Source organism: Flavobacterium lacustre (genome assembly GCF_027474525.2).
GTDB lineage: Bacteria > Bacteroidota > Bacteroidia > Flavobacteriales > Flavobacteriaceae > Flavobacterium > Flavobacterium lacustre.
Map to the genome: position 1 here is coordinate 3,257,181 of NZ_CP114882.2, position 13,071 is coordinate 3,270,251.

Annotated in this window: 7 protein-coding genes; all 7 read left to right on the forward strand. The window is 36.2% G+C overall.

The window, feature by feature from the left end; all coding sequences use genetic code 11:
* Nucleotides 1–86: 86 nt before the first annotated feature.
* The 7 genes from purL to O6P34_RS14095 all read left to right on the forward strand — a co-directional run bounded on the left by purL (nt 87) and on the right by O6P34_RS14095 (nt 13,070).
* Nucleotides 87–3,758, forward strand: coding sequence for a phosphoribosylformylglycinamidine synthase (purL, locus tag O6P34_RS14065; RefSeq protein WP_269685145.1), 3,672 nt, complete (start codon nt 87–89; stop codon nt 3,756–3,758).
* Nucleotides 3,759–3,906: 148 nt separating this feature from the next.
* Nucleotides 3,907–6,189 (forward strand): GH92 family glycosyl hydrolase, encoded by a 2,283-nt coding sequence (locus O6P34_RS14070; RefSeq protein WP_269685146.1) that lies wholly within the window; start codon nt 3,907–3,909, stop codon nt 6,187–6,189.
* Nucleotides 6,190–6,209: 20 nt separating this feature from the next.
* The gene (locus O6P34_RS14075) at nt 6,210–6,635 is read left to right on the forward strand and encodes a hypothetical protein (protein ID WP_269685147.1); all 426 of its coding nucleotides are present in this window, start codon (nt 6,210–6,212) and stop codon (nt 6,633–6,635) included.
* Between the two features lie 177 nt (nt 6,636–6,812).
* A complete protein-coding gene (locus O6P34_RS14080) occupies nt 6,813–8,588 on the forward strand; it encodes an AMP-dependent synthetase/ligase (RefSeq protein ID WP_269685148.1) in 1,776 nt (591 codons plus the stop codon).
* Between the two features lie 15 nt (nt 8,589–8,603).
* The gene (locus tag O6P34_RS14085) at nt 8,604–9,656 is read left to right on the forward strand and encodes a proline iminopeptidase-family hydrolase (RefSeq protein ID WP_269685149.1); all 1,053 of its coding nucleotides are present in this window, start codon (nt 8,604–8,606) and stop codon (nt 9,654–9,656) included.
* Nucleotides 9,657–10,124: 468 nt separating this feature from the next.
* A complete protein-coding gene (locus O6P34_RS14090; RefSeq protein ID WP_269685150.1) occupies nt 10,125–10,616 on the forward strand; it encodes a MarR family winged helix-turn-helix transcriptional regulator in 492 nt (163 codons plus the stop codon).
* Between the two features lie 63 nt (nt 10,617–10,679).
* Nucleotides 10,680–13,070, forward strand: a complete 2,391-nt coding sequence (locus O6P34_RS14095) for a 3-hydroxyacyl-CoA dehydrogenase/enoyl-CoA hydratase family protein (protein WP_269685151.1) — start codon at nt 10,680–10,682, stop codon at nt 13,068–13,070.
* Nucleotide 13,071: the final 1 nt, after the last annotated feature.

The window sequence follows — 13,071 nt, forward strand, 5'->3', positions numbered from 1 at the left end:
TTTTTTAAAAAGACTTTTCTTCACGTACTTGTGCGTACTATTTATTTAAACTAAATTTGCATCGCAATACAACAAACTAAACAACGATGATCCATTTCTTTGAAAACCAAAGCAAAACTGTTTTTGCAGTACAAACGCAAAACGAAATTTCGGCTCAAGACATTTCAAAACTTAACTGGCTTTTTGCCAATTCAAATAAAATAGAAAAATCCGTATTGACGGATTTTTTTGTTGGTCCTCGCGCCACCATGATTACGCCTTGGAGCACTAACGCTGTGGAAATCACCCAAAATATGGGAATTTCAGGTATCATTCGAATTGAAGAATTTTACCACGCAACAGCTGATTTTACTGATTTTGACCCAATGCTTTCGCAAAAGTACAGCGAATTAAATCAAGATATTTTTACAATCAATGTACTTCCGGAAGCGATTCTGAACATTGAAGACATTGCAGCTTACAACAAATCCGAAGGTTTATCTTTAAGTCCTGAAGAAGTAGAATACTTAGATAATTTAGCCACTAAATTAGACCGAAAACTAACCGATTCTGAAATATTTGCTTTCTCTCAAGCGAATTCAGAACACTGTCGTCACAAAATTTTCAACGGAACTTTTGTTATTGACGGTACAGAAAAAGAATCTTCTTTATTTAAATTAATCAAGAAAACATCTCAGGAAAATCCAAACGATATTGTTTCGGCATACAAAGACAATGTAGCTTTTGTAAAAGGACCAAGAGTGCAACAATTTGCTCCAAAAACTGCCGACAAACCTGATTTTTATGAAATAAAAGAATTTGATTCGGTTATTTCTTTAAAAGCAGAAACACATAATTTCCCAACCACTGTAGAACCTTTCAACGGAGCTGCAACTGGTTCAGGGGGAGAAATTCGTGACCGTTTGGCTGGTGGACAAGGTTCTTTGCCATTAGCAGGAACAGCCGTTTACATGACTTCTTACTCCAGATTAAAGCCCATCGACCCCGCTCAGGGTGACAGACCTTGGGAAGATGCAGTTCAAGAAAGAAAATGGTTGTATCAAACACCAATGGATATTTTAATAAAAGCCTCTAACGGAGCTTCTGATTTTGGAAATAAATTTGGACAACCTTTAATCACAGGTTCGCTTCTTACTTTTGAACACGAAGAAAACAACCGCAAAATTGGTTATGATAAAGTAATCATGCAAGCGGGTGGAATTGGTTATGGAAAATTAGATCAAGCTATCAAACACAAACCACAAGAAGGCGACAAAATTGTTATTCTTGGTGGAGAAAATTATAGAATCGGAATGGGAGGCGCTGCTGTTTCATCTGCAGACACAGGCGCTTTTGGTTCAGGAATTGAATTAAATGCTGTGCAACGTTCGAATCCGGAAATGCAAAAACGTGCTGCCAATGCCATTCGTGGTTTAGTAGAAAGTGACAATAATCCAATTGTTTCGATTCACGATCACGGAGCAGGTGGACACTTAAACTGTCTTTCTGAACTTGTGGAAGAAACTGGAGGTTTAATTGATTTAGACAAATTGCCTGTGGGTGATCCTACCCTTTCGGCAAAAGAAATTATTGGTAACGAATCGCAAGAAAGAATGGGATTGGTTATTGGTAAAAAAGATATCGATGTTTTACAACGCATTGCCGACAGAGAACGTGCTCCAATGTACCAAGTTGGTGATGTAACCGGAGACCACCGTTTTACTTTCGAATCAAAAACAACCGGTGCAAAACCAATGGATTATGCTTTGGAAGATTTCTTTGGAAGTTCTCCAAAAACAGTAATGACAGACAAGACTATCGATTACAACTATGGTGCTTTAGACTATAGTGTAAAAAATATATCTACTTATTTAGAACAAGTACTGCAATTAGAAGCAGTGGCTTGTAAAGACTGGTTAACCAATAAAGTGGACCGTTGTGTAGGTGGAAAAGTAGCCAAACAACAATGTGCCGGACCTTTACAATTGCCTTTGAATAATTGTGGTGTAATGGCGTTAGATTATTTAGGAAAAGAAGGAATTGCAACTTCTATAGGTCACGCTCCTATTTCGGCCTTGATTGATCCGGTTGCAGGAAGCAGAAATGCAATTGCTGAATCATTATCAAACATTGTTTGGGCTCCAATAAAAGACGGATTGGGCGGCATTTCATTATCAGCAAACTGGATGTGGGCTTGTAAAAACGAAGGTGAAGATGCTCGTTTATACGCTGCTGTTGAAGGTTGTTCAGACTTTGCTATCGAATTAGGAATCAATATCCCAACAGGAAAAGATTCACTTTCGATGAAACAAAAATATCCTAACGATGAAGTAATTGCACCGGGAACGGTAATTATTTCAGCTGGTGGAAACTGTACTGATATTCGAAAAGTAGTAGAACCTGTTTTACAAAGAGACGGTGGTTCTATTTATTATATCAATTTGTCACAAGACGACTTTAAATTAGGCGGTTCTTCGTTTGCACAAATTCTGAATACTATTGGAAATGAAACGCCAACTATTAAAGATGCTGCTTTTTTCAAAAAAGCCTTCAACACCATTCAGGAATTAATTGCAGGAGACAATATTCTTGCCGGACATGATATTGGAAGTGGTGGTTTGATTACTACTTTATTAGAAATGTGTTTTGCAGATGTAAATTTGGGTGCTAAAATAGATTTCTCAGTTTTTGAAGAAAAAGACATTATCAAATATCTTTTTGCCGAAAACATTGCAATTGTATTCCAAGCCAAAGATGATGCAACAGTAGAGAATACATTAAATAAAAATGGCGTTGCTTTCTACAAATTAGGAACAGTAACTACAGAGGCGACTTTAAACTTTGGACCTTGTCAATTAGACATTGCCAAATACAGAGATATCTGGTTTAAAACTTCTTTCTTGTTAGATCAAAAACAAGCCAAAAACGGAACAGCAAAAGCGCGTTTTGATAATTATAAGAATCAAGCTTTAAACTATACTTTCCCTGCCCATTTTACAGGAAAGGCACCAGTTATCGACAATTCAAAACCAAGACCAAAAGCTGCCATTATCCGTGAAAAAGGAAGTAATTCGGAACGCGAAATGGCCAATGCAATGTACTTAGCAGGATTTGATGTAAAAGATGTTCACATGACCGATTTGATTTCGGGACGTGAAAATCTGGAAGATATTCAGTTTATCGGTGCTGTTGGAGGATTTTCCAATTCAGATGTTTTGGGTTCTGCCAAAGGTTGGGCAGGAGCCTTTTTGTACAATGAAAAAGCAAAAACAGCTTTAGATAATTTCTTCAAAAGAGAAGATACGCTATCTGTTGGAATTTGTAATGGTTGTCAATTGTTGATGGAATTAGAGAAAATCAATCCAGAGCATGAAGTACACGGAAAAATGTTGCATAACGACAGTCATAAACACGAAAGTATTTTTACATCGGTGACGATTCAAGAAAACAAATCGGTGATGTTATCTACATTAGCAGGAAGTACTTTGGGAGTTTGGGTTTCGCATGGTGAAGGAAAATTTAATTTGCCAATGGGAGAAGAAAACTACAACATCGTTGGAAAATATGGTTACGACAGTTATCCTGCTAATCCTAATGGTTCTGATTATAACACAGCCATGTTATGCGATACAACGGGAAGACATTTAGTTATGATGCCGCACATTGAGCGTTCTACGTTTCAATGGAACTGGGCACATTATCCAAAAGACAGAAACGATGAAGTTTCGCCTTGGCATGAAGCTTTTGTCAATGCCAAAAAATGGATTGATAAAAAATAATTTCGTTGATTTACTATATATAAAGCGTTCCTGAAAAGGAGCGCTTTTTTATATACTAATAGTTGCTCAAAAAAATAGGATTCCATAGATTTGGAAAAGAATCCCATATTTAAAAAAAACGCCTTCAATTCACCCAAGAAAACAGACTATGAAAAACACATTTCTTTTCTCCTTATTGTTCATTTCATTTTTTACACAAGCACAACAAAATTTAATTCAATATGTAAAACCAATTATAGGAACAGAGAAAATGGGGCACACCTACCCTGGCGCTACAGTTCCTTTTGGTGCAGTACAATTAAGCCCTGAAACAGACACCATCTCTTATGAAATCAACGGAAAATACAATGGTGATGTCTATAAATATTGTGCCGGTTACAAATACGAAGACAAAACCATTGTTGGTTTTAGCCACACACATTTAAGCGGAACAGGTCATTCCGATTTAGGGGATTTTTTAATCATGCCAACTCAAGGAAAGCTACAATTGAATCCTGGAACAGCTACCAATCCAAAAAGCGGTTACCGCTCCACTTATTCACATGCTAATGAAGTGGCAGAAGCTGGTTATTACAAAGTAAAACTGAACGATGATAACATTCTGGCTGAAATGACCGCCACCACTCGAGTGGGAATGCATCAATATACGTTTCCAAAATCGGATGAAAGTCATATTATACTGGACTTGATGGCGGGAATTTATAATTACGACGAGAAAGATGTATGGACTTTTGTACGGGTTGTCAACGATACTTTAATTACAGGTTACCGTCAAACCAATGGTTGGGCTAGAACAAGAACGGTGTATTTTGCTATGTCATTTTCTAAACCATTTACTCAATACGGTCAAAAAAATTATGATGACAAACAAGCATATAGAGGTTTTTGGAGAAAATTCGATCAAACAAAAAATTTTCCTGAAATAGCAGGAAAAAAAATAAGAATGTATTTTGATTTCAAAACGGAAGAAGCCGAAAAAATCAAAATAAAATTTGCATTATCCTCAGTAAGCCAGGAAAATGCATTAGAAAACATGCAGGCTGAAATCAAAGATTGGGATTTTGAAAAAGTAAAAGCACAAGCACAAACCTCTTGGAACAAAGAATTGAATAAAATAGCCATTACGGCATCAGATGATACAAAGGTTAATTTCTATACCGCAATGTATCATACGTTCATCAACCCAACGGTATATACTGATGTAAATGGAGCATACAAAGGACTGGATCAAGGCATACATAAAGCAAATGGGTTTACGAATTATAGTACGTTTTCGTTATGGGACACTTACAGAGCCTTGCATCCTTTTTTCAACATTATACAACCGTCCAGAAATAACGATATGGTCAAATCGATGATGGCACATTATGATCAAAGTGCTTTGCATATGTTGCCTATTTGGTCTCATTATTCCAATGACAATTGGTGCATGAGTGGATATCACAGTGTATCTGTTATTGCAGATGCCATCATAAAAGGAGTTTTTAATGGTGATGAAAACCAAGCGCTAGAAGCCTGCATTACAACAGCAAATCAACGCAATTATGAAGGCATAGGCCATTATATAGATTTGGGTTATATTCCTGCGGAAAAAAGTGGGGTTTCTGTTTCGAATACCTTAGAATATGCTTATGATGATTGGTGTATTGCACAAATTGCCAAAAAACTAAATAAGACAGCTGTATATAATGAATTTCTAAAGCGTTCTGAAAATTGGAAAAACAATTACAACGCAACTACAGGATTCATGCAGCCCAAAATGGCCGATGGAACTTTTAAAAAGGAATTTGACTCTATGAGTACGGAAGGACAAGGATTTATTGAAGGAAACAGTTGGAACTACAGCTTTTTTGCACCCCAAGATCCTGCCACTTTAATAATTAAGATGGGTGGTAAAAAAACATTTGCAAACCGTTTGGATAAATTATTCAGTATGCATTTACCAGATTCTTTTTTTCAACATACCGAAGACATCACAAGAGAAGGAATAATAGGTGGTTACGTACATGGAAACGAACCGGCACATCATGTTGCTTATCTATACAATTGGGCAGGACAACCTTGGAAAACACAAGCACAAGTTCGAAAGATTCTTGATATGCAATACAAACCAACTCCAGATGGCTTGGGCGGGAATGACGATTGTGGCCAAATGAGTGCTTGGTATATCTTCACCTCTCTAGGATTTTATCCTGTGGCTCCGGGCTCTGATGAATACTCAATTGGATCTCCTCTAGTGGACAATGCAACGCTAACTTTGGAAAACGGAAACCAATTTAAGGTGAATGTCATCAATCAAAGTGCACAAAATGTATACGTTCAAAAAGTACAATTAAACGGAAAAACCATTACTGATTTTATTTTAAAACATAAAGCGATTACGGATGGATCAACACTCACCTTTTATATGGGTGCAAAGCCTAAGAAATAATAACAACACCTATTCAAAAAATGACAAAGTCAACGAACCTGTTTATCGCAATATTAATGCTGTTCGTAAGTCCGACTTTTGCACAAAAAGTTGAAAAAATAATTACCGAAAGTGGTGCGCATTACATCACTACAGCTATCGATTATCCCATAACAGGAACCTACCTTTTGAATGGAGAAGCAGAACCTTTGGCGCAATTAAATCCTGATGGTACCGGCATTTTTCAGCAGGCAGATTTATCTAAAATCAACATGGATTGGGGAATTGAATGCTTCGAAAATGGAGCGCCCAAGTATCAAAAAGGATTTAATTATGCTGTCTACTCACTTTGGTATAAAGACAAAGCGAAATCAGATGCAAATTGGACGTATGTTCACTTATCCATCCATTTTCAAAAAAAGAAAATGTTCATTTTAGGTGATCGAAGCAAAGATTACATAGATTAATTAGTACAAATCAACAAAAACAAATTTCAACTCTAAATCAACGGGTTAAACACTGTTTTAAGAAAACGATTTCGTTAAATTTGATAATTCCAATTTATTTTTCCTAATTAATTATTTAAAAACAAAAAATATACTATTTTTTTATTTAATTTGCGAATCAATTCAATATTTTGATTAATGACTTCAATAACCAGACTCTTTGATTTTCCTTATTATCAGCAAGATAAATACATTTCAATTCCAGATGCATTAGTTACGAAGCAAAATGGAGTTTGGGTAAAAACTTCTACCGAAGAATACATTTCAAAAGCGAATGCCGTTTCGAGAGCACTCTTGAGAATGGGAGTTAAAAAAGACGATAAAATTGCCATCATTTCGACTAATAATCGAACCGAATGGAACATTATGGATATAGGAGTTTTACAAACCGGATCGCAAACCATTCCTATTTATCCAACTATTTCTGAAGACGATTATGAATATATACTGAATCATTCCGGAGCTATTTATTGTTTTGTTTCCGATATCGAAGTACTTAGAAAAATAAATTTAATCCGAAATAAAATTCCTAATGTACTGGAAGTCTATTCGTTTAATGCAATAGAAGGTTGCAAAAACTGGGTTGAATTACTAAAAATTGGCGAGGACGAAACCAATCAGTATTTGGTTGAAGAACAAAAAAACAAGGTACAAACAGAAGATTTAGCGACTATCATTTATACTTCGGGAACAACAGGAAAACCAAAAGGTGTAATGCTTTCGCATCGAAATATTGTTTCCAATGTACTGAACAGTGCGCCACGAATTCCTTTTGAAGCCGGTAAAAGTAGAGCCTTAAGTTTCCTTCCTATTTGCCATATTTTTGAAAGAATGATTCTGTATTTATACCAATATTATGGTGTATCGGTTTATTTTGGAGAATCAATCGATAAAATAAGTGATAATATCAAAGAAGTTAAACCAACAGTAATAACTGCTGTGCCAAGGCTTCTTGAAAAAGTATATGACAAGATTTACGCTAAAGGAACTGAATTAACAGGCATCAAAAAGAAATTGTTCTTTTGGGCTATTGATTTAGGATTGCGATATGAACCCTATGGCGCTAATGGCGTTTGGTATGAGTTGCAACTTAAACTTGCCCGAAAATTAATTTTCAGTAAATGGAAAGAAGGTTTAGGAGGCAATTTAGATTTAATGGTTTCCGGAAGCGCCGCTTTACAAACCCGATTAGCGCGCGTTTTTGCAGCAGCAGAAATTCCCGTGATGGAAGGATACGGTTTGACCGAAACATCCCCTGTGATTTCAGTCAATGATATGAGAAACAAAGGATTCAAAGTAGGGACAGTAGGAAAAGTAATTGATGGAGTTTCGGTAAAAATTGCCGAAGATGGAGAGATTTTATGTAAAGGCCCAAACATTATGATGGGCTATTACAAAGACGAAAAATTAACCAGTGAAGTAATTATAGACGACTATTTTCATACAGGTGATATTGGCGAGATTGACGCCGAAGGTTTCCTTAGAATTACTGACCGTAAAAAAGAAATGTTCAAGACTTCAGGAGGAAAATATATTGCTCCACAACTAATTGAGAATACGATGAAACAATCTCGTTTTATCGAACAAATTATGGTAATTGGTGACGGTCAAAAAATGCCGGCCGCTTTCATACAACCTAATTTTGATTTTGTAAAAGAATGGGCGAAGATTCACAAAATAGAAATTGGAACCACCAACGAAGAAATTACAGCAGACCCAAAAGTTATTGCCCGTATTCAGGAAGAAATTAACAGACTGAATGACAAATTTGGAAATTGGGAAAAAATAAAACGTTTCGAATTAACAGCAGACATTTGGTCTATTGAAGGCGGACACCTTACTCCTACACTTAAACTCAAACGAAAAATTGTGATGGAAAAATATATTGATTTGTTCCACAAAATTTACAACTAAAAAAGTACCTGCATCATGAAACTAAAAATCATAATTTGTTCTTTACTGACACTCCTTTTATTTTCGAACTGTAAAAAGGAAAATAAGACCGATACTACAAAAGCAAATTATTTAGATTTTTCAAAACGGGACGATCAGTTTACAGGAGGAATTAAAATGATTCCGATTACTACGCCTCATGGTACATTTAAAGTCTGGACAAAAAGAGTTGGTAACAATCCAACGATAAAAGTATTGCTTTTGCATGGTGGTCCGGGCGTAACGCATGAATTATACGAATGTTTTGACGGTTATTTTCCAAATGAAAGTATCGAATATATATATTACGACCAATTAGGTTCTTATTACAGCGATCAACCGGAAGACAACAGACTTTGGACCAATGAGCGCTTTGTAGAAGAAGTAGAACAAGTGCGAATCGCTTTGGGCTGTGACAGTTCTAATTTTTATGTTTTGGGACAATCCTGGGGTGGAATTTTGGCAATGGAATATGCCTTAAAATACCAAAAAAACTTAAAAGGCCTTATCATATCAAATATGATGGCCAGCATTCCTGAATATAATAAATATGCCCAAACTGTTTTAGGTCCTCAAATGGATCCGAAAATCCTCAAACAAATTCAGGAAATAGAAAAAAATAATGATTTTAGTAATCCAAAATACAATGAATTACTAATGAAATATTATTACACGGAACACATTCTGAGAAAACCACTTGAAGAATGGCCAGAAGCAGTCAACAGATGTTTCAAACACATCAACCCAAATGTGTATGTTTTTATGCAAGGTCACAGCGAATTTGGTATAACCGGAAATGCTTCCCTAAAAAACTGGGATGTAAAGAACCGACTTAAAACCCTAACCATTCCAACATTAGTAATAGGTGCCAAATACGACACCATGGATCCGGAACACATGAAATGGATTGCCAATGAAGTACAAAACGGACGCTTTTTGCTTTGTCCTAACGGAAGCCACCTTTCCCAATATGATGACCAGAAAGTTTATTTCAAAGGGTTGATTCAGTTCTTGAGAGATGTTGACGGCGGGACGTTTGTAAAGTCATAAAAGAATACTACTAAGAAATAACCGCATCAGAAACGGCTCAGTCTAAAGGCGAAATAGCTTATTCACTTTTCATGCATTATCCATACACCATCTATGCCTTATCTACGCATCATCTATACACTATGATCCGTTGTAAAACAGCTATAGTCCTCTTTTTTATATATCCCATTTCCCTACTTCAAAATAGTATATTAATCCGTAAATGAATTCAAATGGAAGTGACATACCGCTTCGAAGTTTTTATTAAGGTCTATGCGTTATAAAATAATATAACAAAACGGAGTCATTTACAGAGAAAACAATCCTAGGAACACTTCTTATTTTTAGAGGTGTTTTCTTATTTTTGCTATAAAAAAATAAGTATAATTAAAAAATAATCCTAAATAATTTAAAATAATCCGTATAATTTTAAAATACTATGCCTGCATAGTATTTTTTTTATTATATTTGAAATCGATATAGTTAGATATGAAAGACAAAACAATAGATTATATACTAAGAGCTACTTGGCAAGCCGTATCCAGAATGTACAATGAAGAAGCGGCAAAATATGATGGCTCAATGGCTACAGGATTTGCTTTGCTGAGTATTGACAAGGAAGAAGGCACTCCGTCAACGGCTTTAGGACCGAGAATGGGAATGGAAGCCACCAGCTTGACCCGCACCCTGAAATCAATGGAAGATAGAGGTCTAATTATTCGAAAAAAGAATCCATATGACGGTCGTGGTGTTTTGATTTTTCTGACACCTCTTGGAAAAGAAAAAAGAGATCTTTCTAAAAAAACAGTCTTAAAATTTAATGAAACCATACGTCAACATGTTTCAGAAGAAAAACTGAATCATTTTATGGAAGTTGCCGAAACTATAAATGAATTAATTCAAGAAAAAAACATATTCAATCACACGAGCGCCAGCGAACCGGCAGACCAAACAGAAAACAGTACTGAAGACATCGCCTAGATTTAAAATCATTTAAAAAAATAGCGGTCTCTAATCCAATAAAAAAACAAATATTAACTAAGTATGAAACGCACAATTAAAAAAGTTGCAGTAATCGGATCCGGAATTATGGGTTCAGGCATTGCTTGCCATTTTGCCAATATTGGAGTGGAAGTTTTACTCTTGGATATTGCCCCCAGAGAACTCACCGAGGCCGAAGCCAAAAAAGGACTTACACTGGAAAGTAAAATTGTAAGAAACCGTTTGGTCAATGAACATTTGGCTAATTCCCTGAAATCGAAACCCTCCCCTATTTACAATCAAAAATTTGCAAATAGAATTACAACCGGAAATACCACCGATGACATGGCAAAAATTGCTACTGTTGATTGGATTATTGAGGTTGTGGTGGAGCGTTTAGATATTAAAAAATTAGTTTTTGAACAAATCGAAAAATTCAGAAAACCGGGAACTTTAGTTACCTCTAACACTTCCGGAATTCCAATTCACTTTATGAGTGAAGGAAGAAGCGACGATTTTCAAAAGCATTTTTGCGGGACACACTTTTTTAACCCTGCGCGTTATTTAAAATTATTCGAAATCATTCCTGGTCCACAAACTTCTACAGAGGTTTTAGATTTCCTAACTGATTATGGTTCAAAATTCTTAGGAAAAACTTCGGTCGTGGCCAAAGATACTCCAGCATTTATTGGGAACCGAATCGGGATTTACGGAATTCAGAGTTTATTTCATTTGGTAAAAGAATTGGGTTTAACGATTGAAGAAGTGGATAAATTGACTGGTCCAGTTATTGGAAGACCAAAATCAGCTACTTTCAGAACAGTTGATGTTGTTGGATTGGATACTTTGGTACACGTTGCCAACGGAATCTACGAAAACTGCCCAAATGACGAGCAACACGACTTGTTCAAACTACCGGATTTTGTCAACAAAATGATGGAAAACAAATGGTTGGGTAGTAAAACAGGCCAAGGTTTTTATAAAAAAGTAGACAAAGATATTTTGTCTTTGGATTTAGATACGTTAGAATACCGTCCGGCTAAAAGAGCTTCTTTCGCCACTTTAGAATTGACCAAAACCATTGATAAACCGATTAATCGTTTCAAAGTTTTGGTAAAAGGAAAAGACAAAGCGGGAGAGTTTTACCGAAAAAGTTTTGCGGGAATGTTCGCTTATGTTTCCAACAGAATTCCAGAAATCTCAGACGAATTATATAAAATTGACGATGCAATGAAAGCCGGTTTCGGATGGGAAAATGGTCCATTCGAAATTTGGGATGCCATTGGTGTCGAAAAAGGAATTGAAATCATGAAAGCAGAAGGTCTTGAACCAGCTGCTTGGGTTACTGAAATGTTAGCTTCGGGAAGTTCTAGTTTTTATTCTATTAAAGAAGGTGCTACTTATTTCTACAATATCCCTACAAAATCACAAACTAAAGTTCCTGGTCAGGATGCCTTTATTATCCTGAACAACATTCGCGAAAGCAAAAAAGTGTGGAGCAATAGCGGTGCGATTATACAAGACTTAGGAGACGGAATTTTGAATTTAGAATTCCAATCTAAAATGAATACGATTGGTGGAGATGTTTTACAAGCTATCAACAAAGCGATTGATTTATCCGAGGCAGCATACCAAGGATTAGTTATTGGAAATCAAGCAGCTAACTTCTCTGTTGGAGCTAATATCGGAATGATTTTCATGATGGCAGTCGAGCAAGAATACGATGAGTTGAATATGGCTATCAAAATGTTCCAGGACACGATGATGCGCGTACGTTACTCCGGAATTCCGGTTGTAGTTGCACCTCACGGAATGACTTTTGGCGGTGGATGCGAAATGAGTTTACATGCCGATAAAGTAGTTGCTGCAGCGGAAACCTACATGGGATTAGTGGAATTTGGTGTTGGTGTAATTCCAGGTGGTGGCGGATCGAAAGAAATGACCTTACGTGCCTCCGATTTATTCCACAAAAATGATGTAGAATTGAATGTACTTCAAGAATATTTCTTGACAATTGCTATGGCAAAAGTGTCTACTTCAGGACATGAAGCCTTTGATACAGGACTTTTACAACACGGAAAAGATATTATTGTCGTGAACAAAGACCGTCAGATTGCTGAAGCGAAGAAACATGCTTTACTGATGGCCGAAGCCGGTTACACCCAACCAATTCGCAGAAGCGATGTGAAAGTTCTTGGAAAACAAGCTTTAGGAATGTTCTTAGTAGGAACTGACCAAATGCAAGCCGGAAAATACATCTCGGAACACGACAAAAAAATCGCTAACAAACTAGCATATGTTATGGCTGGTGGTGATTTATCTGAACCAACATTAGTAACGGAACAATATTTATTGGATCTAGAACGTGAAGCTTTCTTGTCATTGTGTACAGAAAGAAAAACATTGGAGAGAATCCAATTTATGTTAACCAAAGGGAAACCTCTAAGAAACTAAA